The organism is Amycolatopsis xylanica (assembly GCF_900107045.1).
GTDB classification, from domain to species: Bacteria; Actinomycetota; Actinomycetes; order Mycobacteriales; family Pseudonocardiaceae; genus Amycolatopsis; species Amycolatopsis xylanica.
Window position 1 is genome coordinate 407,809 of sequence record NZ_FNON01000001.1, and the last position, 23,096, is coordinate 430,904.

At 70.8% G+C, this 23,096-nt stretch carries 13 protein-coding genes; 10 read left to right on the top strand and 3 right to left on the bottom strand.

Annotated elements, in window-relative coordinates; translation table 11 throughout:
* Positions 1-347 precede the first annotated feature (347 nt).
* Positions 348-620 carry a hypothetical protein gene (locus tag BLV57_RS01705; protein WP_245757100.1) on the bottom strand — a complete coding sequence of 91 codons (273 nt, stop codon included), beginning with the start codon at positions 618-620 and terminating at the stop codon, positions 348-350.
* A 38-nt stretch (positions 621-658) separates the two neighbouring features.
* Complete coding sequence (locus tag BLV57_RS01710) at positions 659-2,077, bottom strand: YibE/F family protein (protein ID WP_245757101.1); 1,419 nt, start codon at positions 2,075-2,077, stop codon at positions 659-661.
* A gap of 127 nt (positions 2,078-2,204) precedes the next feature.
* Here BLV57_RS01710 and BLV57_RS01715 point away from each other — a divergent pair, with 127 nt between their 5' ends.
* The 3 genes from BLV57_RS01715 (at position 2,205) to BLV57_RS01725 (ending at position 5,253) form a co-directional block, all read left to right on the top strand.
* The gene (locus BLV57_RS01715; protein ID WP_091285684.1) at positions 2,205-2,996 is read left to right on the top strand and encodes an IclR family transcriptional regulator; all 792 of its coding nucleotides are present in this window, start codon (positions 2,205-2,207) and stop codon (positions 2,994-2,996) included.
* Between the two features lie 127 nt (positions 2,997-3,123).
* Positions 3,124-4,119, top strand: coding sequence for a Gfo/Idh/MocA family protein (locus tag BLV57_RS01720; protein ID WP_091285687.1), 996 nt, complete (start codon positions 3,124-3,126; stop codon positions 4,117-4,119).
* Positions 4,120-4,149: 30 nt separating this feature from the next.
* On the top strand, positions 4,150-5,253 hold the full coding sequence (locus tag BLV57_RS01725; protein WP_091285689.1) for a mandelate racemase/muconate lactonizing enzyme family protein: 1,104 nt from the start codon (positions 4,150-4,152) through the stop codon (positions 5,251-5,253).
* On the opposite strand, the gene BLV57_RS01730 is transcribed toward BLV57_RS01725, so the two are convergent.
* Positions 5,250-6,227: a GlxA family transcriptional regulator gene (locus BLV57_RS01730; protein ID WP_091285692.1), complete on the bottom strand. Its 978-nt coding sequence runs from the start codon at positions 6,225-6,227 to the stop codon at positions 5,250-5,252. The genes BLV57_RS01725 and BLV57_RS01730 overlap by 4 nt on opposite strands.
* A gap of 101 nt (positions 6,228-6,328) precedes the next feature.
* On the opposite strand from BLV57_RS01730, the gene BLV57_RS01735 reads away from it, so the two are divergent.
* The 7 genes from BLV57_RS01735 to BLV57_RS01765 all read left to right on the top strand — a co-directional run bounded on the left by BLV57_RS01735 (position 6,329) and on the right by BLV57_RS01765 (position 23,005).
* On the top strand, positions 6,329-7,033 hold the full coding sequence (locus BLV57_RS01735; protein ID WP_091285695.1) for a DJ-1/PfpI family protein: 705 nt from the start codon (positions 6,329-6,331) through the stop codon (positions 7,031-7,033).
* 674 nt (positions 7,034-7,707) lie between these two features.
* On the top strand, positions 7,708-14,667 hold the full coding sequence (locus tag BLV57_RS01740; RefSeq protein ID WP_091285696.1) for a type I polyketide synthase: 6,960 nt from the start codon (positions 7,708-7,710) through the stop codon (positions 14,665-14,667).
* A gap of 35 nt (positions 14,668-14,702) precedes the next feature.
* Entirely contained in the window at positions 14,703-19,025 is a 4,323-nt protein-coding gene (locus tag BLV57_RS01745) for a beta-ketoacyl synthase N-terminal-like domain-containing protein (RefSeq protein ID WP_245757201.1), read from the top strand.
* On the top strand, positions 19,022-19,318 hold the full coding sequence (locus tag BLV57_RS01750) for an acyl carrier protein (RefSeq protein WP_091285701.1): 297 nt from the start codon (positions 19,022-19,024) through the stop codon (positions 19,316-19,318). Before BLV57_RS01745 ends, BLV57_RS01750 begins: the two co-directional genes overlap by 4 nt.
* Positions 19,315-20,121: an alpha/beta fold hydrolase gene (locus BLV57_RS01755; RefSeq protein WP_091285703.1), complete on the top strand. Its 807-nt coding sequence runs from the start codon at positions 19,315-19,317 to the stop codon at positions 20,119-20,121. Before BLV57_RS01750 ends, BLV57_RS01755 begins: the two co-directional genes overlap by 4 nt.
* A complete protein-coding gene (locus BLV57_RS01760) occupies positions 20,118-21,275 on the top strand; it encodes a glycosyltransferase (RefSeq protein ID WP_091285705.1) in 1,158 nt (385 codons plus the stop codon). The genes BLV57_RS01755 and BLV57_RS01760 overlap by 4 nt, the downstream gene beginning before the upstream one ends.
* The gene (locus BLV57_RS01765) at positions 21,275-23,005 is read left to right on the top strand and encodes an ABC transporter ATP-binding protein (protein WP_091285706.1); all 1,731 of its coding nucleotides are present in this window, start codon (positions 21,275-21,277) and stop codon (positions 23,003-23,005) included. The genes BLV57_RS01760 and BLV57_RS01765 overlap by 1 nt, the downstream gene beginning before the upstream one ends.
* Positions 23,006-23,096: the final 91 nt, after the last annotated feature.

Sequence of the window (23,096 nt, forward strand, 5' to 3'; positions counted from 1 at the left end):
AGTGGCTAGGCCGGTTAGAGCGAACCGGTATTCGACGACCTGCCCGTGACGTGGCCTTGGCTGGTGCGCCCGGACGGGGCGTTTGTCACGCTCAGGGGAACGAAAGTGGCTTATGTGTGCTGGTTAAGGCGTTGAACGCCTATTTCCCGCTCACCCGGCCGCGGTCTGGGTGACAAGGGCGGCCCTTGTCACCCAGAGCGTGACAAGGGTCCCCCTTGTCACGTGTGACGGCGGACGAGCCCGCGCGAGTGGAAGAATTTCTGCACCCAACGGAGCAAACCTTCCACTCGCGCGAGACTCGGGCGGTAGGTAGCCAAGTACCCGTCCGCTAGAACCGGTCAAAACACTCACGACCCCAGGTGACGGGGTGGTTCGCGGATGGCTTTTTCGAGGTCGAGCAGGCGTTCTTGGACGGCTTCGAGCTGGTATACGAGCTCGGGCAGTTCCTCGGCCGCGAACGTGGCCAGGCGCTCGACGTGCGCCATCGACTTGTGGATGTCGTCGAGCGCGCGGGCGATCCGGGGGACCGCGTCGACGGCCGTCAGTACGCGGCGAGCCACCGTCAGCATCGCGCGGGGGAGGGCGAACAGGAGGTCGGCCACCGCCACTTCGTACCCCACCTGACCTCGGCGGCCGCGGTGGGGGTTCGCCCTTGTGACTACTGGGTACTGGTGGTGCTGGTGAGTTCTTCGACCGGCTCGCGGGAGGCGATCAGTGCGGCCAGTACCGTCGTCACCGGGACGGCCGCGACGATGCCGACGCTGCCTGCCAGTGTGCGCACGATCTCCTGCGCGATGTCCTCCGAGCCGAGGATCGCGCCCAGCCCGATGCCCGAGAGCGACGAATAGAGCAGCACCGGGAGCGCGGCGCCCGCGTAGGCCATCACCAGGGTGTTGACGGCCGAGCCGACGTGGTCGCGGCCGATGCGCAGGCCCGCGCCGTAGAGCTCGCGCCAGCCGAGCGCCGGGTTCGCGCGGCGCAGCTCCCAGACCGAGCTGGTCTGGGTGACCGTGACGTCGTCGAGCACGCCGAGCGCGCCGATCACCACGCCGGCCAGCAGGAGGCCGCGGGCGTCGATGCCGTGGCCGAGTGAGCCGATGAGGTTGGACGTGTTGTCGTCGAGCCCGGTCAGGGACGCGGCCGCGGAGAACACCGCGGACAGCACGCCGATCAGCGCCAGGCTCACCAGCGTGCCCAGCACCGCGACCGAGGTTCTCGCCGACAGCCCGTGCGTCAAATACAGCGCGATGAACATGATCACCCCGGCGCCCACGATCGCGACCAGCAGCGGGCTTTCCCCGGCGAGGATCGCGGGCAGCACGAACAACGCGAGCACGAGGAAGCTCAGCCCGAGCGCGACGAGCGCGGCGACGCCCTGCCAGCGGCCGAGGACGATCACGGCCAGCGCGAAGAGCCCGGCCAGCAGCGCCAGCGGGAGCCCGCGCTGGAAGTCGACGATCTGGTACGCGGACGGGTCGTCGGCCTTGCCGCCGTTGTAGGACAAGACGATCGTGTCGCCCGCGCTGAACCGCGGGGTGCTCGGCTCGATCGGCACGGTCAGCTTGAGCGGCTGCCCGCTCGCCTGGCCGTCGGTCAGTTTCAGCTCGACCGTCAGGCACGGCTTGGCGTCCGGTTTGGGCGCGCCGACCTGAACCTCGCCTTGGCCGAGGCACGGCCCGGTGACCGTCGTGGTGATCGTGCCGTGCACCGGGGTGCCCTGCGGGACCACGCTCGTCGGCGCCGCCTTGCCCCACGGGTACAACACGATCATGCCGAGCACCGTCGCGGCGGCGAGCGGGGCGAGCAGCCAGATCAGCAGCAGGCGGACCCGGCGTGAGGCCGGTGCCGCCGGGCCGTGCCCATGACCGTGGCCATGTCCGTGCCCGGTCGCCGCCTGCTTGGCCGGCTCGGGTGGTTCCGGGCGCGCGGCGGAGCGGCGGGGCCGGTCGGCCTGGCGCGCGGACTCACGGGCGGGGGGTGGCCTGCGCCGCACCGGACGGGACGGCGCGTCGGTTATCCGGCGAATCGGGCCGGTGACCTCGTTGTCGCCCTCATCGGCGCGGGAATGACGATCCACGCGAACATCGTGCACAGTGCCGCGCGCCACCTCTGCCCGGGGGCGGTTTTCCGCCCGCCGGTGGGACACCGGCTGAGCCATACTGGTAGCCGGGAATTCGGGAAAAAGCGACGATCGGGGGAGATCCGTGGCGCACGAATCCGGCGGAGAGGGGGCACCCGTCGCCGCGACCCGGCCCGCTTCGCCCGCCGTGGACCGGGCGCTCACGGTGCTGGAGACCCTGGTCGGAACCGAAGGCGGGCTGACGCTCACCGCGCTCGCCCGCGCCACCGGCATCCCGCTCGCCACCTGCGCGTCGATCGTCTACACGCTCGAGAAACGCGGCTACGCGAGCAGGCTCGTCGTCGGCAGGAGCCATTTCTGGCGGGTGACTTTGCGGTTGTACGAACTCGCCGCGCCGTTGATCAGGCAAGAGGACATCTCGGAAGTCGCGGAACCCCAATTGCGGCTACTGGCCGACAAACTCCGGATGCCCGCTCATGTCGGCGTGCTGAACGGCGCTTCGGTCGTCTACGTCGCGAAGGCGACGAGTCCCGGTTTCATCCAGTTCGACACCTATCCCGGCAAGGCGGTGCCGTTCAATTCCACCGCGCTCGGCAGGGTGATCGCCGCGCATCTGCCCGATGCCCAGCTCGAGCCGCTGCTCACCGGCCGGACCACGCCGCGGGTTTTCCGCTCGCAGCTGGCCAAGGTACGGCAATTGGGCTACGCCGTGGAGGACGAAGAAGACGAAACGGATGTCGCCTGTTTGGCGGCACCCTTCTTCGACGCCCAGGGCCGGGTCGCCGGCTCGGTCGGGGTCACCGGGTTCACCCGCGAGCTCGCCGGGGCCGGGCTCGACACCGCGGCCGATCTCGTTGTGCGCCAGGCGAAGCAGATTTCCGTCAAGCTCGGCTGCCTGAGCGGCAACAGGTTCTAGCGCGGCCGCGCGCGAGAAGTTATCTTCGAATCAGGGGTGCGGCGGATCTTCGCGACACCTCCTCACCAGGCTCCGTCGGGGGACGGGCGAGGGAGGGAGCGGGGATGGACGGCTCGGGGGCTCCGCGGTGAGCCGGGCGGGGATCGTGCTGGTGGGCCTGGGTGAGACGGCGCTGACCGCGCACCTGCCCGCGTTGCTCCGGCATCCGGCGGTCCGGGTGGCCGGCCTGGTCGATCCGATCGACCGGCGCCGCGTGCTCGCGCAGGAGCGCGTCAGGGCGCCCGCGTTCGGTGACGTGACGCCGTTCCTCGACGACCCGTCGGTGGACGGGTTCATCCTCGCCACACCGCCGTGGGTCACGCCCGCGCTGCTCGACCGGCTTGTCCGAAGTGGACGGTGCGTGCTCACCGGCCAGGTGCTGGCGACCACCAGCCGCGCGGCGCGGCCGCTGTCCGCGCTGCCGACCGAGTTCCGCTCGCGGGTGCAGACCGGCCTGGCGTACCGGCACGACCCGGCGCTCGCGGTGCTGCGTGACTGGATCACCCGGGGCAAGCTCGGCGAGTCGCTGCTCGTGCGCGTCCACGTTTACGGCGAGCTGCGCGACCGCGCCGATCCCAAGCACACCGAGCGGATCGAGGCCGCGCTCGTGCACGGCATGCCGGTGCTGCACGAGGGTTCGCATGTGTTCGACTGGCTGTCGTATCTGTTCGACGGCGGGCCGCGCACGGTCGAGGACACCTGGGCGTTCCCCACCCGGTCGGGCCTCGCGCAGCCGAATGTGTGCGGCGCCCGGCTCGTCTATCCCAAAGGGACGGTCGTGCTGGCCGAGTTCGGCTGGCTGGCAAGCGCTTTCCCGCACGCCGAGCTGAGCGTGGTCGGCGATCGCGGGCACGCGCGGCTCGACACCGGGAGTTTCGTGCTCGACCTGATCACCGCAGACGGCGCCGAGCGCGTCGAATTCGAGCCCGATCACCGCACGCGGTGTTTCGACCTGCAGTTGGAACGCTTCGTCGAGCTGATCACCGGTGTGCGCGCCGAGCCGACGCCCGATCTCGCCGACGGGCTGGCCGCGCTCGCGCTGAGCGAACGGATCGCCAATCTCGCCAGGGGTTTGATGGGATGAAACCGACTATGCAGCAGGAAAGGAACGCCGGTGACGCGTATCGCCGCTGTCCACACCGCAGCCGTCGACCTCGCCCCGGATCCCGATCTGGTGGTGCGGGGCGCCAGGGGAGCGCACGACCGGTCGCATTTCCTGCTGGTGCGGGTGGTGACCACCTGCGGGGCCGAGGGCTACGGCGAGGTGAGCGCGACGCCGTTCTGGAGCGGTGAGGACGCGGCGAGCGCGGCGCATTTCATCCGGCACGTGCTCACGCCGGCGTTGCTGGGCAAGGAACTCGCCCCGATCGGCGGGCTTGAGTCCCTTATGGACAGAGCGCTCGCCGGAAACCCGTTCACCAAGGCGGGATTGTCGACGGCGCTGTGGGACGTCTACGCGCGGACGCTGAACCTGCCGCTGGCCGAGGTGCTCGGCGGGCCGTACCGGACCGAGGTGCCGATCAAGCTTTCCCTGTCCGGCGACGGCGAAACGCTCGAGCGGACCTACGCGGCCGCGGTCGCCGCCGGGTTTCGCGCGTTCAAGGTCCGGGTCGGTCTCGGCGTGCGCGGTGACATCGCGCGGGTGGCGCGGGCGCGCGAACTCGCGGGCGCGCAGGCTTTCCTCGGGCTCGACGCGAACGGCGGCTGGACGCGCTCGCAAGCCGCGGCTGCCTTGCGCGAGCTGGACGTCTCGCGGCCCGCTTTCGTCGAGCAGCCGGTGGTGCCGGGTGATCTGGAAGGCATGGCCGCGATGCGGGAGTTCGGCCTGCCCGTGGTCGCCGACGAGTCGGTGTTCGGCACCGGCGATCTCGTGCGCGTGATCCAGGCGGCCGCCGCGGACATGGTGAGCCTGTACGTCGGCAAGGCGGGCGGTCCCGGCCGCGCGGTCGCGATGGGCGCGCTGGCCGCCGCGTTCGGCCTGGACACCGTTGTCGGTTCCAACGGCGAACTCGGGCTCGGCGCCGCCGCGCAGGCACATGTCGCCTGCGCGCTGCCGGAGCTGAGCGCCGAGGTCCCGTCGGACATCATTGGCGCCCACTATTACACCGAGGACATCCTTGAAAAGCCGTTGGACAGCAACGGGGTCCGTGTCCGTCTTCCTGACGGCCCCGGCCTCGGTGTCCGGCCCCGCGAGGACTTGGTCCGCCGCATGCGTTAGGCGGGGGAGTGGCGGAGGTGGACTCGGCGATAGGCCGAAGGCGGCGTGTCGTAATGGTCGAGGAAGGCCTGCCGCAGCGTTTCGGTCGAGCCGAAGCCGCAGCGGCGGGCGATCGCGGCCAGCGGCAGCTCGGTCGTCGAGAGCAGATGGGCGGCGGCTTCGGTGCGGGTCGCGCGGACGTGCTTGCTCGGCGTCGTGCCGAGGTGCGCCTCGAATAGGCGGCTGAGCTGACGGGTGCTGATGCCCGCGTGCGCGGCGAGCGCGGGCGTGCCGAGGTCGGCGTCGAGCTTTTCGGCGATATGCGCGACGAGGTCGCGGACCACGCGATGTTCCGGCGGCGGGCCGGAGATGAACATGCTCACCTGGGCCTGGTTTCCGGGGCGCTGCAGGTAGGTCACGAGCATCCGCGCGACCTCGCGGGCGAGCGTCGGGCCGTGGTCCTCCTCGACGAAGGACAATGCCAGGTCGAGTCCGCTGGTCACGCCGGCCGAGGTGTACACCGAGCCGTGGCGGATGAACAGCGGCACCGGGTCGACGGTCACCGCCGGGTACCGCTCGGCCAGCCTGGCCGCGTAGATCCAGTGCGTGGTCGCGCGGCAGCCGTTGAGCAGACCGGCCGCGGCGAGCACGGCCGCGCCGCTGCACACCGACGCGACGCGGCGGGAGCTGTCGGCGAGGCGGCGGATGTGGTTGATCAGCCGGATGTCCTCCGCCGCCTTCTCGCAGCCGAGGCCACCCGAGACGATCAGCGTGTCGAGACCGCCTTCGACCTGGTCAAGCCGTTGCTGTGCGCCTAGGGTGAGGCCGTTCTGGCAGCGGATGCCGTGGCCGTCGACGGTGGCCGTGCGCAGCTCGTACCGGGGCTGGACGCCGAGCCGGTTCGCGGCGTCGAAGACGTCGGCCGGGCAGGCGAGGTCGAGCAGTTCCGCGTCCGGATAGCCGACGAGGACCACTCGGCGGGGAATGCGCTCCATGGTCGGCGACGCTAGCAGTCTCACCTGGCCGTTGGACGTGGTTCGCAGGATTTGAGACATCCACGCCCCGCGATCGCCTGGTCGGCGCGACCCTCGATGACATGACAGATGAACCCAAGACCATCGCGTTCGTCCTCTATCCGGGCCTTACCCTGCTCGACCTCGCCGGCCCGCTGCAGGTGCTCGGCGCGCTGTCGGATCTCGGGCTGCCCTACCGGGCGGTGACGGTCTCCGAGCGCAAGGAGCCGATCGGCACGGACACCCCGATGTCGCTGCTCGCCACGCACACCTTCGCGGAGATCCCGAAGCCCGCGGCGGTCGTGGTGCCGGGCGGTGGCACGCCGACCATTCGCGCGCTCACCGACGAGACCCTGCTGTCGTATCTGCGTGGCGCGGCCGAGCGCGCGGAGTTCGTCACCTCGGTGTGCACCGGTTCGATGATCCTCGGCGCGGCCGGGCTGCTCGACGGCCGCGAGGCGACGACCCATTGGCTTTACCGCGAAACGCTCAAGGAGTTCGGCGCGACGCCGGTCGCGAAGCGCTGGGTGGAGGACGGCCCGGTGATCACCGCGGCCGGTGTCTCGGCCGGTATCGACCTGGCACTGCATTTGGTCGGGCGCATCGCGGGCGACGAGGTGCAGCGCGGTGTCCAGTTCATGATCGAGTACGACCCGGAGCCACCACTCGGCCCATTGGACTGGTCCGCGGCGCCGGTCGAGATGTTCCATCCGTGGGCGGAAGCCACGCTGCGCCAAGGACTTGAGGGTCACCCCGAGCTGCTCGCGCGTTTGCTCGTGCACGTCTGATCGCACTGTCCACAAAGGAAGGCCGGGACCGGTTCACGCTGGTCCCGGCCTTTTGTTCGTTAATTCCCGACGGGACTTACCGCGATCGCCCGGTTACCGATATAGTCACCGCCGCAAGTTACCGGCGAGTCCGATCCAGGCGGGAGGGTTCCAGCGGGCTGATGATCACGTGCGCGATCGCGAGTGGGGCACCGGGCTTCACCCTCGCGCCGGGTGGCGGACCTTAGCGCCGCTCCAGCGCTTCGGCCATTGGCTGAACCGCCGATTAACGGTCGAGATCATCCGCTGCCGCGGTCCACCTTCTGTTCATTTACGGAAGCCTTTCAGACGGTCGTATTATCAGCGCCTCACAAAGCGTTCGCTCACATAGTGGGAGCGAGTGCCGTCGGCTTCCCTGTTGTTGTTAATTTTGCGAAAATAACCTGGCCGCCCGTCTATTGGCCGGGTAGATCCCCAGCGCCAGGCCATGATCGTTCACCGGGAAAGCCGCTTCGTGTCGGCTGTGTGTCGGCGATGCTAACTCCAGTCGACCGCGGATTGCCCGTTGGATGGGATCTGTGCCAATTTCGTGAGACGACCCCTGTTAACCGCGTTTAGCCATTGACGGGACCGCGATCGCGCGCTTAAGTACAGACCGTCACCCTTTTTCCCACTTCCGTGTTGCGGGGGTTCTCATGCGCGTGTCGAAACTCGGCACCAATGACGCTGCGTCGGCGAATAGTGCCGATCTTGTCCTCGCGGTGACCCCGTTCGGACTCCCTTCCGCGCGGGTCGTCGCAGCCGCCGCGCAGGCCGGTGGCCTGGGCGTTCTCGATCTCACCGCGGGCGGGCGCGCGGCCACCGAAGAGCTCGCGCTGACCGCCGAATGGGGCGTGCGCGGTTACGGTGTGCGTCTTGCCCACACAGGCGACTTTCCGGTGAAAGTTCTCCCGGAGGCGGCGCATACGGTCGTGCTGACCGTCGACACGGCACTGTCCGCAGAGGACTTCCCCGGTCGCCGGGTGCTCGCCGAGGTCACGGGCCGCGAGCAGGCCAGGCGCGCGGCCGCGGCGGGCGCGCACGGCCTGATCGCGCGCGGGCACGAGGCGGGCGGCCGGATCGGGGAGCTGAGCAGCTTCGTGCTGCTGCAGCAACTGCTCGCCGACACCACCCACGACCTGCCGGTGTGGGTCTGGGGCGGCGCCGGTCCGCACACCGCGGCCGCGGCGGTCGCAGGCGGCGCGGCCGGTGTGGTGCTCGACACGCAGCTCGCGCTGCTGGCCGAAGTGGACCTTCCCGCCGAGATCACCACCACGCTCACCGGGCTCGACGGCTCGGAAACCGCAGTGGTGGAAGGTATTCGGTACCTGCAGCGACGGGGCGCCGACTCGTCCGGCCAGACGCTCCCGGTCGGTCAAGACGGTTTTCTCGCCGGCCGCTTCCAGGAGGACTGGGGCACCGTCGCCGCCGCCGTCCGCGGCGTGCGGGACGCGGTGACCGGCGCGCTCGCCGTGCCGCCGCCTGTGCTTTCGGTCGCGCAAGGCCCTATGACCCGGGTGAGTGACCAAGCCGCGTTCGCCGCCGCGGTCGCGCACGAGGGCGGTCTTCCGTTCATCGCGCTCGCGCTTTCCGGCGCCGCACAGACCCGCACGATTTTGGAGCAGACTAAATCCGCACTTGACGACGCGCCGTGGGGTGTCGGTGTTCTCGGATTCGCCGATGAGAATGTCAAAACCGCGCAACTGGAAGTGATTCGCGAAATCCGGCCGTCGCACGCGATCATCGCGGGCGGGCGCCCCGCGCAGGCCGCCGCGCTCGAAGAGGTGGGTATCGAGACCTTCCTGCATGTGCCTTCGCCGGGCCTGCTCAAGCAGTTCCTCGACGCGGGCGCGCGCAAGTTCATCTTCGAAGGCTCCGAATGCGGCGGGCACGTCGGCCCGCGCAACAGTTTCCCCTTGTGGGAGGCGCAACTCGGGGTGCTCGACAATTACCTTGACCTCGCGCCGGAGCTGCAGCTCTATTTCGCGGGCGGGGTGCACGACGAGCGGTCGGCCGCCATGGTCGCCGCGATGGCCGCCCCGCTGAGCGCGCGCGGCGCGAAGATCGGCGTGCTGATGGGCACCGCCTATCTGTTCACCGAAGAGGCCGTCGCCGCGGGCGCGGTGCTGCCGTTGTTCCAGCAGCAGGTGATCGAGGCCGAGCACACCGATCTGCTGGAGACCGCGCCTGGCCACGCGACCCGCTGCGTCCGCAGCCCGTTCACCGACGAATACGCCGCGATCAAGAAGGACCTCGCCGAGCGCGAGGTGCCCAGCCGTGAGGCGTGGGAGCAGCTCGAACAGCTCAACGTCGGGCGGCTTCGCCTCGCCAGCAAGGGAATCGAGCGCGTCGGCGACGACCTGCGTGAAGTCGCCGAAGACCGTCAGCTCGCCGAAGGCATGTTCATGGCCGGTGAGGTCGCGGTGCTGCGGTCCGAGGTGACCACCATCGCCGCGCTGCACGAAGCGGTCGGGACGGGCGCGCGGGAGTTCCTCGCCGGCCGGGTCGCGGAGCTCGGTCTTGCCGCCGGGGAAATCGATTCCACACCGGAGCCGCTGGACATCGCCATCGTCGGGATGTCCTGCATGTTCCCGCAGGCGCCGGATCTCGGCACGTTCTGGGCCAACATCCTCGGCGGCGTCGACTCGGTCACCGAGGTGCCGGACCGGCGCTGGGACCAGTCGCTCTACTACGACCCCGACGGCGACGGCAGCCGCACGCCTTCGCGCTGGGGCGGGTTCCTGCCGGAGATCCCGTTCGACCCGCTGAGCTACGGCATCCCGCCGTCGTCGCTGTCGAGCATCGAGCCGGTGCAGCTGCTCGCGCTCGAAGCCGCGCGCCGCGCGCTCGTCGACGCGGGTTACGGCGACCGTGACTTCGACCGCTCCAAGACCTCCGTGGTGTTCGGGGCGGAGGCGGGCAGCGACCTGTCGAACGCGATGACCCTGCGGACCGTCCTGCCGTCGTACGTCGGCGAGATCCCGCCCGCGCTCGACGCGCAGCTGCCCAAGCTCACCGAGGACTCGTTCCCCGGTGTGCTGGCCAACGTCATCGCGGGCCGGGTCGCGAACCGGCTCGACCTCGGCGGCGCCAACTACACGGTCGACGCGGCCTGCGCGTCCTCGCTGACCGCGGTCGACGTGGCGTGCAAGGAACTCACCGCCGGTACCAGCGACCTCGTGCTCTGCGGTGGCGCCGACCTGCACAACGGCATCAACGACTACCTGCTGTTCGCCTCGGTGCACGCGCTTTCGCCGACGGGCCGTTCGGCCACGTTCGACAGCGCGGCCGACGGCATCGCGCTCGGCGAGGGTGTCGCCTGCGTCGCGCTGAAGCGGCTCGCGGACGCCGAACGCGACGGCGACCGGGTGTACGCGGTCATCAAGGGCGTCGGCAGCGCGAGCGACGGGCGTGCGCTCGGCCTCACCGCGCCGCGGCCCGAAGGCCAGCACAACGCGCTGACCAGGGCGTATCGCAACGCCGGGATCTCGCCGGCCGAGGTCGGGCTGGTCGAGGCGCACGGGACGGGGACCGTGGTCGGCGACCGGACCGAGCTCGGCACGCTGACCAAGGTGTTCGCCGAAGCCGGCGCCGAACCGGGTGCCTGCGCGGTCGGTTCGGTCAAGTCGCAGATCGGGCACACCAAGTGCGCCGCCGGTCTCGCCGGGCTCATCAAGACGACGCTCGCGCTGTACACCGGCGTCAAGCCGCCGACACTGCACGTCCAGAAGCCGAATCCGGCCTGGGAGCCGGAAAGCAGCCCGTTCGCGTTCAACACCGAGGCCAGGCCGTGGGCCGCGGCGCCAGCCGACCGGATCGCCGGCGTCTCGGCGTTCGGCTTCGGCGGGACCAACTTCCACGTCGTGCTCCGCGCGCACCAGGGCGGCGCGCCGCCCGTGCACACCGCCGACCAGTGGCCGGTCGAGCTGTTCACCTTCCGCGGCGCCGACCACGCCGCCGCGGCCAAGGTGGCGAAGGAGCTGCTCGCGCTGGTCGAGGCCGACCCGGGCAAGCACGAGCCGTGGCGCCTGCGCGACTTCGCGCTCAGTGCCTCGCGCCGCTCCGAGGTCGGTGCCACCAGGGGCACGCGCGTCCGGATCGCGGTGCTCGCGTCCACTGTGGACGAACTGGCCGGGCTGCTGCGCCGGGCCATCGACGGTGAGCACAATCCCGACCTCGGGCTTTTCCAGGCTTCGGACGAGGAAACCGGGGACCTGGCGTTCCTCTTCCCCGGGCAGGGCAGTCAACGGCCCGGCATGTTCGCCGAGCTGTTCGTCGCCTTCCCGGAGATCCAGCGGTATCTGCGGCTCGGCGGCGCGACGGCCGCGGCGCTGTTCCCGCCAGCCGCGTTCGACGAGGCCGGGCGCAAGGCGCAGCTCGCCGCGATCACCGACACCCGCGTCGCGCAGCCCGCGCTCGGCATCGCCGGGCTGGCCGCGAACGCGTTGCTGGCCAAGGCGGGCGTGCGCCCGGCGATGATGGCCGGGCACAGCTACGGCGAGCTGGTCGCGCTGACCGCGGCGGGCGCGCTGAGCCCGGAGAGCCTGCTCCGGTGCAGCACCGCCCGCGCCGAGGCGATCCTCAAGGCGACCGGAGCCGACGATCCCGGCACGATGGCGGCCGTCTCGGCGGGCGCGTCGGAGGTCACCGAGGCGCTCGCGGACGCCGGGCTGGGCGACACGGTCGTCACCGCCAACCGCAACTCGCCCAAGCAGACCGTGATCTCGGGGCCGACCGAGGCGGTGGACGCGGCGGTCGAGAAACTGCGCGCGAAAGGCTTGGGCGCCAAGCGGATCACGGTCGCGTGCGCGTTCCACAGCCCGCTGGTCGCGGCGGCGGGGGAGACCTTCGCCGAGGTGCTCGGCGTCGAGCCGGTGGCCGAACCGGAGATCCCGGTCTGGTCGAACCGCACGGCGTGCGCGTATCCGAACGAGCCAGCCGCCATCCGCGGCGAGCTGGCCGCGCAGATCGGCGCGCCGGTCGGGTTCGTCGAGCAGATCGAGGCCATGTACGCGGCGGGCGCCCGGGTGTTCGTCGAGGCCGGGCCGGGTTCGGTGCTGACCAAGCTGGTGCAGGCCATCCTCGAAGACCATCCACATCGGACGGTGTCGCTGGAGGGCAGGCGCCGCTCTGGGCTCGCCGGGTTCCTCGGCGCGCTCGCGCAGCTCGCCGTCGCCGGGGTGGACGTCCGCACCGGCTGGCTGTTCCAGGGTCGTGACGCTGTCGACGCCGCCAAGGCGACCCGCCGCAAGCGCGCGGGTTGGACGGTCGACGGCCATTTGCTTCGCACCGTCGACGGGACGATCCCCGCGACGGCCCTTCACCCCGCCCAGCGCATTTCGGAGGCTCTCGTGACAACCACCGGACACGCCGCCCCCGGTCAGACCAGCGGCTCCGAGGCCCTGATCGCCGAATTCCTGCGCACCAGCAGGGAAATGGTCGCGGCCCAGCGTGACGTCCTGCTCGGCTACCTCGGCACCGACCCCGGCGCCCGCCCGGCCATCACCTACGTCGACGCCCTCCCCAGCGCCCCCGCCCAAACGGGATTTAGCGGGCTAAACTCCGCTGCGGGATCTAGCCCGCTTTATCCCGCTCCGGTGAGCGCGCCCGTGGTGGCGGAGAAGCCGGTCGAGGTCGTCGCCGCACCCAAGCAGGATGTGCTGTCGGTGGTGCTGGAGGTGATCGGGGAGCGCACGGGTTATCCGGTCGACATGATCGAGCCGGATCTGGATCTCGAAGCCGACTTGAGTGTGGACTCGATCAAGCGTGCCGAGATCGCGGGTGAGCTGGCGAGCAGGCTCGGCCTGCCGCTCGACGGTGACTCCGAAGAGCTGGCCAAGGCGAGGACCGCCGCGAGCATCACCGCGCTGATCAGCGGCAGGGCGCCCGCGCCCGTGGCCGCTGCGGCTCCGAAGCAGGATGTGCTGTCGGTCGTGCTGGAGGTGATCGGCGAGCGGACCGGTTACCCGGTCGACATGATCGAGCCGGATCTCGACCTCGAAGCCGACCTGAGTGTCGACTCCATCAAGCGTGCCGAGATCGCCGGTGAACTCGCGACCCGGCTCAGCCTGCCACTCGACGGGGATTCCGAGGAACTCGCCAAGGCACGCACGGCCGCAGCCATCACCGCGCTGATCGTCGGCGGCGGGGAGACCGAGCCCGCCCCGGTCGCGGCCAAGCCTGTCAGCACCGACGAGCCGGTCATCGTCGCGCCCAAGCGCCTGGTCATGACCGAGTTCGAGCTGGCGAAGGCCGAACTCAGCCCTGGCGAGCTGGCCGGACGCGAGTTCCTGGTGCTCGGCAGCGGCGAACTCGCCGACGCGCTGGCCGCCAAGCTTGGCGCCCAGGGCGCCGAAGCGCTGGTCACCACCGAGGCCCCGGCGTCCAGGAGGTTCGACGGCGTCTACTTCCTCGGCGACCTGAGCGACCCGGTGCTGCCGGACGCTTTCCCGACCTACCAGGCGGTGCTGGCCACCGCGCCGCGCTGGGTGCTCGCGAGCGGACCGGCCGAGGGTCTGCGCGGGTTCTTCCGCTCGGTCTCCCGCGAATACCCGGACATGATCGCCCGCGTGGTGGAGCAGTCGGGTGACACCGAGGTGATCGCGGACGGGCTGGTCGCGGAACTGTCCGGTGTGGACCGTGAGCCGGTCGTCATCCGGACCGGGGAGACCCGCCACGGGCTGCGCATGGAGGAGACCGCGCTCGGGCTGCTCGGCAGCACCGGCGCAGGGCCCGCCGGTGACGGCGCGGCCGAAGCCGCCGCGCTCGGGCTCGACCGTGACTCGGTGGTGCTGCTGGTCGGCGGGGGCAAGGGCATCACCGCCCGGTTCGCCACCGCGCTGGCGGCCGCCAGCCGGTGCCGCATCGAGCTTTTCGGCCGGACCGCGCTCACCGCCGACGAGGACGCCGCGACCGCGAGCGCGTCCACCGAAGCCGACCTTCGCTCCGCGCTGATCGCGAGCGGGCTGCGCAAGCCCGCCGAGATCGAGAAGGCGGTCGGCCGGATCCAAGGCGAGCGGGAGGTCCGTGACACGGTCCGCAGGCTCACCGAACTCGGCAGCCAGGTCCGCTATCACTCGGTGGACATGCTCGACGGTGCCGCCGTGCAGCGCGCGATCAAGGAGATCCACACCGAGCACGGCAGGCTCGACGGCATCGTCTACGCGGCGGGCGTCATCGAGGACAAGCTGATCGCCGAGAAGACGCCGGAGTCGTTCAGCCGGGTCTACAGCACGAAGGTCGACGGCGCGCAGGCGCTGCTCGACGCGGCGGGCACGCTCCCGCTCGGCCCTCGGTTCGCGGTGCTGTTCGGCAGTATCGCCGCCACGCTCGGCAACCGCGGCCAGTCCGACTACGCCTCGGCCAACGACGCGCTGGAGACGCTCGGCCGCCGCTGGTCCGAAGTGGACGGACGGCGCGGGCTGACCGTCCACTGGGGACCGTGGGCGCCGACCGGCACCAACAACGGCATGGTCACCCCCGAGCTGATGCGCAACTACGCCAAGCGCGGCATTGAGCTGATCGACCCCGAAGAGGGCACCCTGAGCCTGCTCCGTGAGCTGGCCTGGGGCACCGAGGACGCCACCGCGGTGGTCTACACGGCCTCCGGATGGTGACCACGGTGCCGTCCTCGCCCGTCGCGATCGTGGGGATGTCGGTGCTCTTCCCCGGAGCACCGGATCTCGACACGTACTGGCGCAACCTCGTGCAGGGCGTCGACGCGATCACCGACGTGCCGGCCGGGCGCTGGGACGGCGACTACTACGCGCCGGGCGCGGAACCCCGTGCCGACCGGATCTATTGCAAGCGCGGCGGTTTCGTCGACGAACTGGCCGAAGTGGACGTCACCGGGTTCGGCATCATGCCGAACTCGGTCGCGGCCACCGAACCCGATCAGCTGATCGCGTTGCGGGTCGCGGCGCAGGCGATCGCGGACGCGGGCGGCGACGAGCGGCTGCCGTCCGACCGCCAGCGGACCGGGATCATCCTGGGCCGCGGCGGGTACCTGACGCCCGGTCTCGTCCGGCTGGACCAGCGGGTGCGGACCGCGAGCCAGCTGGTCAGGACCCTGGGTGAGCTGCTGCCCGAGCTTTCGGGGGAGCGGCTGGAGCAGGTGCGGCAGGCGTTCACCGACCAGCTCGGCCCCGAGGCGCCGGAGTCGGCGATCGGCCTGGTGCCGAACCTCGCCGCGTCCCGGCTGGCGAACCGGCTCGACCTGCGCGGCCCGGCGTACACAGTGGACGCGGCGTGCGCGTCCTCGTTGGTCGCGGTCGACCACGCCGTGCGCGAGCTGCAGACCGGGCGCTGCGACGTGGTGCTCGCCGGCGGGGTGCACCACTGCCACGACATTACGTTCTGGAGCGTGTTCAACCAGCTCGGCGCGCTGTCGCCGAGCCAGCGGATCCGGCCGTTCCACCGCGGCGCCGACGGGGTGCTGATCGGCGAGGGCACCGGCGTGGTCGTGCTCAAGCGGCTCGAAGACGCCGAGCGCGACGGCGACCGGGTGTACGCGGTCATCACCGGCACCGGGGTGGCCAGCGACGGCAAGACCGTGAGCCTGCTCAACCCCGACTCGGGTGGTCAGGTCCGCGCGGTGCGCCAGGCCTGGGCGGCGGCCGGGCTCGACCCGGCCGAACCCGGCTCGGTCGGCCTCCTCGAAGCACACGGCACCGCGACGCCCGCCGGTGACAACGCCGAGCTGGCCACGCTCGCCGAGGTGTTCGGGGAGCCGGACGGCGAACGCGCGGTGATCGGCTCGGTCAAGTCGATGATCGGCCACACCATGCCGGCCGCCGGTGTCGCCGGTCTGGTCAAGGCGGCTTTGGCCGTGTACCACGGTGTTTTGCCGCCGACCCTGCACTGCGACGACCCGAACCCGGCGCTCGCCCGCACGCGCTTCACCACTGTGGACACTGCCCAGCCGTGGCAGACGACCGACGAGCGGCCGGTCCGCCGGGCCGGGGTCAACGCGTTCGGGTTCGGCGGGATCAACGCGCACGTCGTGCTGGAACAGGCGGCCACGAGGCCCGCCGTCGAGGTGCGCGAGCCAGAGCGGGTGCTGCGGCTGGCGGCCGCGAGCCCGGCCGAGCTGGCCGAGGTTCTCGACGCCGACGACAGCGAGGTGCTCGCGGCCGGGCTCGACGAGCGGATCCAGGCCGGTGGCCCGACTCGCCTCGGCCTCGTCGACCCGACGGCGAAGCGGCTCGCGCTGGCCCGCAAGGCCGTCGCCAAGGGCAAGGCGTGGCGTGGCCGCAATGATCTGTGGTTCGTGCCGGAGCCGTTGCTCGGTCCCGGCGGTGGCAAGCTCGCCTTCGTCTTCCCCGGTCTCGAGGCCGAGTTCGAACTGAATTCCGAGGACATCGCGCGTCATTTCGGCCTTCGCTGGTCACTGTCCGCTGAGGACATCAAGGTCGGTGACGTCGGCCGTCAGGGCACCGGGGTCTTCGAACTCGGCAGGCTGCTGAACTCCGCGCTGCGCAGGCTTTCCGTGCTCCCGGACGCGCTCGCCGGGCACAGCCTGGGCGAGTGGACGGCGATGGCCGCCGCCGGGATCCATGCCGAGGACGAGGTCGACGCTTTCCTGGCCACGTTCGACCCTGACTCGCTGCGGGTGCCCGGCCTGGCGTTCGCGGTCATCGGCGCACCGGCGCCCCAGGTCCTCGAAGTCCTCAAAGGACAGTCGGAAGTCGTGCTGTCCCACGACAACGCCCCGAACCAGTCCATGATCTGCGGCCCGGCCCAAGCCGTCGAATCGCTGGTGCGGCGGTTCCGCGACCGGGCGGTGATCTCGCAGATCCTGCCGTTCCAGTCCGGGTTCCACACGCCGATGCTCGCGCCGTACCTCGGCCCGATCCGCGAGGCTGCCGAGACCTACTCACTGCATCCCGCGCGGCTGCCGGTGTGGTCGGCGACGACGGAGTCGACCTATCCCAGCGAACCCGAGGCGATCCGCGACCTGTTCGTCCGGCATCTGCTGGAGCCGGTCCGGTTCCGCCCGATGATCGAGGCGATGCACGCGCAGGGCTTCCGCGCGTTCATCCAGCTCGGCGCTGGACAGCTGGGCTCGCTGATCGGCGACACGTTGCAGGGCAAGGATCACCTCGTCGTGCCGGCGCATTCCGCGCACCGGCCTGGGCTCGCGCAGCTGCACCGCGTGGTCACGGCGTTGTGGGCGGACGGCGCCGAACCCGACGCCGAACCGTTGGTGGGCAAGAAGCCTTCGCCGCGCAAGCCGGTCCGGCTCGACCTCGGCGGCGCGCTCGTCTCGCTCGACGAACGCACCCGCAAAGAGGTCTCCGCCGGGCTCGCACCGTCCGGTCCGTCTCCTTTGGACTCGTTGAGTTCCCCGATCGCCGCCGAGTTCTCCGCGCTGCTCAAGGACACCGCGGCGCTCGCGTCCGATGTGCTCAGGGCCGGTGCCACGCGGACGATCCAGCGACCCGCCGTTCCGCGTGCGCTCGAAAGCACGTTGCGCGTCTCGATCGAGACCATGCCGTACCTGCTCGACCACTGCTTCTTCAAGCAGCCGGCCGGCGCGGACCCGGCCGACTCGTGGCCGGTCGTGCCCGCGACCACGGTCATCGGGCATCTGATGGACTTCGCCGAACAGGCCGCGCCGGGCACGCGCGCGGTCGCCGTGCACGATGTCCGGCTGAACAAGTGGATCACCGCGATCCCGGCGCACGACGTGCCGGTCAAGATCGTGCCGGACGGCCCGCACCGGGTGACTGCCTCGCTGGGCGGCTACTCGCAGGCGACCGTCGAACTCGCGCCGGGTTTCCCGGCGAACCGGCCCGCGCCGTGGACGTTCCCCGCCTACGAGGAACGCGCGCCCGAGCTGACCGCGGAGGCGCTCTACACCGAACGCTGGATGTTCCACGGTCCGCGTTTCCAGGGCGTCAAGGAACTGCTCGCGGTCGGTGACGCGCACACCCGCGCTATCCTCACGACCCCGGCCGCGCCGGGCGCGCTGCTGGACAACGTCGGCCAGGTGCTCGGCTACTGGATCATGTCGCAGCTGCCGTCGCGCACCACGGTGTTCCCGGTGGGCATGAAGGAGATCCGGTTCTACGGCGACCATCCGGCGGCGGGTGAGGAGCTGGAATGCCTCGTGCGGATCACCTCGCTCAGTGACGCGTTGCTCGAGGCCGACATGCAGCTTGTCCACAAGGGACAGGTGTGGGCCGAGTTCAGCGGCTGGGTCGACCGCCGGTTCGACAGCAACCCGGTGATCCGCCGGATGGACCGCGTGCCCGAGCACAACACGCTGTCCGAGATCCAGCCGGGCGGCTGGGCGCTGGTCCACGAGCAGTGGCCCGACCTCGCCACCCGCGAGCTGATCATGCGCAACATCCTGGCTGGCGCCGAGCGTGAGCAGTACGAAAGCCATTCCCCGCGCGGGAAACGGCAGTGGCTGCTCGGCCGCATCGCCGCCAAGGACGCCGTGCGCCGCTGGCTGTGGAACCGCGGCGAGGGCGGCATCTTCCCGGCGGAACTGCGTGTGGCCAACGATCGCGCGGGCCGCCCGCTCGTCGAAGGCGCCTACGGCAAGGTGCTGCCGGAGCTGACCGTGTCGATCGCGCACCGCGGCGAGGCAGGCGTCGCCATCGTCCGAAGTGGACGCTGCGGCATCGACATCGAAGAGGTCATGAAACGCAGCGACACCACCTTCTCCGCGGCGCTGACCGCGGGGGAGTGGGAGCGGCTGATCGAGGCCGCGAAGCATCACGACGACTCGGAAGACCTGTGGTTCACCCGGTTCTGGACCGCCAAGGAGGCCGTCGCGAAGCTGCGCGGCACCGGGCTCAGGGGCGAGCCGAGGGATTTCGAGGTCGTCAAGGCCGACCCCGAGGTGCTGACCGTCCGGGTGGACGGCGAGGAGTACCCGGTGTGGCACCGGAGGGTCGCGAACCCGGCCGGGCTGCCGGAGCGCGAATACGTCGTGGCGTGGACTGAGGAAGAGGAGAAGAAATGAGCACTGAGACCACGGTGGTGGACGAAGCGTCGGTGTTCGCGGACATCTCAGGGATGCTGCGGGACCTGCTCGAGGAGTACGGCCTCGACGACACCGAGATCACCATGGACACCAAATTCCACGATGACCTGGAGCTGGAGAGCATCGACCTGGTCGCGCTGTCCGGCTCGCTGCGCGACCGCTACGGCGAGACGATCAACTTCGCCCAGTTCATCGCGGACAAGGAGCTCGGCGAGATCATGGCGATGACGGTCGGCGAGCTCGTGCTCTTCGTCGTGAAGTCGTTGTCATGAGCAAGATCCGCGTCGGTGACATCGACGTCCACGTGCAGCGGCTGCCGCCGGTCGTGCCCCCGCCCGCCGGCGAGGAGGCGCCGATCGTGGTGCTCATCCACGGCCTGCTCTACGACAGTCTCGCCAGCTTCTACTTCACGCTCGGCCCCGCGTTCGCGAACGCGGGCATGGACGTGATCATGTACGACCTGCGCGGGCACGGGAAGTCCAGCCGCCCGCCGACCGGCTATCTGCTCGAGGACTTCGTGCACGACCTGGACCTGATGCTCGGCGTGCTGGGCGTCGACCGGCCGGTGCACCTGATCGGCAACTGCTTCGGCGCGACCGTCGCCTACGGCTACGCGGCCTCGCGGCCCGACCGGGTGGCGAGCATCGTCGCGATCGAGGGCACGCCGCCGGTGCCGCTGTGGGCGGAGATGCTCGGCGACACGCTGGCCGACGCCAAGGTCAACCTGGCCTCGGAGGCCTACCTCGCGAACCTCAGCGCCGAGCACGGCAGTCACGTGGCCCGGCTGACCAAGGCCGCCGGGCGGATCCTGCAGGTCACCGCGCTGGCCGAGGAAGTGGTGCGCAGCAAGACCATCGACCACTACCTCGGCGACATCAAGTGCCCGGTGTTCGCGGTGTTCGGCGAGGACTCGCCGATGGCCATCCAGCGTGAGCACATGGAGAAGTACCTGGAACGCGGCCGGGTCACCATGCTGCCGGACCAGGGCCACTCGGTGCTCGTCGAGCGCACCGACGAGATCACCACGCTCATCGGCGACTGGGTCGCCGAGCACGCACTGGTGGAGGCGGAGTGAGCCGCTTCCTGTTCGTGGTGCCGCCGCTGGTCGGGCACATCAACCCGACCATCGGCGTCGCGGCCGAGCTGACCGCGCGCGGTCACGAGGTCGCGTGGGCGGGCGCCGCGGAGATCCTCACCCGCCTCGCCGGTCCGGCCGCGACGATCTTCGACTGCTACGCGCCCGAAGGCGGGCTGCGGCGCACGGCCGACCTCAAAGGACCGGCTGCCTTCCAGTTCCTCTGGGAGGACTTCCTCATCCCGCTCGCCGACCACATGGGACCCGGGGTCCGCGCGGCGATCGAGCGGTTCGAGCCGGACGTCGTGATCTCCGACCAGCAGGCCGTCGCGGGCGGGCTGATCGCCGATGATCTCGGCCTGACCTGGGTCACCTCCGCGACGACGTCCGCCGAGCTGATCAACCCGCTCAGCGGCCTGCCCAAGGTGGCCGCCTGGCTGGACGGGCTCATCGGCGACCTGCGTGGCCGCATCGCCGGGCGTGGTGACGCCGACCCCCGGATGTCGCCGCACGGCGTGCTCGCGTTCACCACCCGCGAGTTGCTCGGACCGGTGTCGTTGCCGGACAACGTCTGGCTGATCGGCCCGTCGATCGCGACCCGTCCGTCCACTTCGGACTTCCCGTGGGAGTGGCTGGATTCGCCGTCGCCGACCGTGCTCGTCACGCTGGGAACGGCCAATGTGGACGCGGGCGCCGGGTTCCTGACCGCCGCGGCCGACGCTCTGTCCTCAATGGACGTCCGCGCCGTTGTGCTCGATCCCGGTGGCGTGCTCGGCCCGGTCGGCGAGAATCTGCTGGTACGCGGCCATGTTCCGCAGCTGCCGCTGCTGGAGCGGGTGGACGCGGTGGTCTGCCACGCCGGGCACAACACGGTGTGCGAGTCGCTGTGGCACGGCGTGCCGCTGGTGGTCGCGCCGATCCGCGACGACCAGCCGATCGTCGCGGGCCAGGTCGTCGACGCGGGCGCCGGCGTCCGGCTGCGCTTCGGCCGGTCCACCCCCGGCAAGATCGCCGAAGCGGTCACGGCCGTGCTCGACCCCGCCCAGGGCTACCGCCGGGCGGCCGAAACCGTCGGCCTCTCCTTCCGCGCGGCGGGCGGCACCACCGGCGCCGCCGACCACCTCGAAGGCCTGCTAGTCAAAGTGGGGAACTGATGAGCGCACCCGGGTCGTTCGGCGCGTTGCTCGCGTACGCGAAGCCGCATCGCAAGGTGCTGGCGGCGTCGCTGGGCATCACACTGCTGGCCAGCGCGTCCGGGCTGATCCAGCCGAAGTTCGCGCAGGAGATCCTCGGCAGGCTGGCGCTCGGCACGAGCGTGGCCGGGCCGATCCTGATCCTCGCGATCCTGCTCGTCGCCGGCGCGCTGCTGACCGGGCTCAACGCCTGGCTGCAGCAGCGGACCTCCGAGCGTGTCGTCCGGCAGGTGCGCCGTGACCTGGTCTTCCGGCTGATCCGGCTGCGGGTGCCCGAGCTGGACCAGCGCCCGCCCGGCGATCTGATCGCCAGGGTGACCTCGGACAGCACGCTGCTGAAGAGCGCGGCGACCGAGGGCCTGATCATGTCGGTCAACGGCGTGCTCACGTTCATCGGCGCCATCGTCATGATGGCGACGCTGCATCTCGGACTGCTCGCGATCACCTTCGTGGTGCTGCTGCTGGTCGGCGTGGTCATGACGATCGTGCTGCCGCGCATCAAGGCCGCGGTCGCCCGCGCGCAGGACTCGGTCGGCGTCATCGGCGCGATGCTCGACCGGACGCTCGGCGCGACCAGGACCGTCAAGGCCAACGGCGCCGAGGCCCGCGAGACGGCCGCCGCGCAGGAGGCGGTCGAGGATGCGTACCAGGCGGGCCTGGTCGGCGCCCGGTACAGCGCGATCGTCAGCATGGTCGGCGGCGCGTCGATCCAAACGGCGTTCCTGGTGGTGCTCGGGGTCGGCGGGGTGTTCGTGGCCAACGGCTCGATGGCCGTGTCCGAGCTGATCGCCTTCCTGCTCTACGTGTTCTTCCTGGCCAGCCCGATCGCTTCGCTGGTGACCGGCACGAGCATGCTGCAGCAGGGCCTCGGCGCGGTCGGCCGCATCGGCGAGGTCGCCGGGATGCCGATCGAGGAGGACGTCGAGGCGCCGGGCGTCCCGCTGGTCGCCGGACCGCCACCCGCGATCGAACTGCGCGGCGTCGAGTTCGCCTACCCCGGCAGGGCGCCGGCGTTGAACGGGATCTCGTTCAGCATTCCCGGCGGCACCCAGACCGCGCTGGTCGGCTTGTCCGGCGCGGGCAAGACCACGCTCTTCTCGCTGCTGCAACGGTTCTACGAGCCATCCGCGGGCACAGTCCTGATCGGGGGAGTGGACATCTCGACGCTCTCACGCGCCGAGGTCCGCCGCCGGATCGCCTACGTCGAGCAGGACGCACCCGCGATGGCGGGCACGATCCGGGCCAATCTCCTGTACTCCGCGCCGGAAGCGTCCGCCGACCAGATCGCGGAGGCCTTGCGCGTCACCCGGCTCGACGGCCTGATCACCCGCCTCGCCGACGGACTGGACACCCCGGTCGGCCCGCGCGGCGTGACGTTGTCCGGCGGCGAACGGCAACGGCTCGCGATCGCCCGCGCGCTGCTGCGGCGCCCGCAGGTGCTCCTGCTCGACGAGGCGACCGCCCAGCTCGACGCCCGCAACGAGCAGGCGCTGAGTGAGGTGGTGACCGGGCTCGCCGCGCACTGCACGGTCGTGCTGATCGCGCACCGGCTGTCGACGGTCATCGAGGCCGACCAGATCGTGGTGCTCGAACACGGCAACGTCCGCGCGGTCGGCACCCATCGGTCCCTTGTGGACGACGACGAGCTGTACCGCGAACTCGCGGCCACCCAGCTCCTGGCAGCCGAGTAACCCGCTCCGGTTAGCGTGTCGTCCGTCCAGGTACGCGTGTCGTCCATCGACGTACGCGTGTCGTCCGTCTGTGTACGGGTGCCGTCCATCC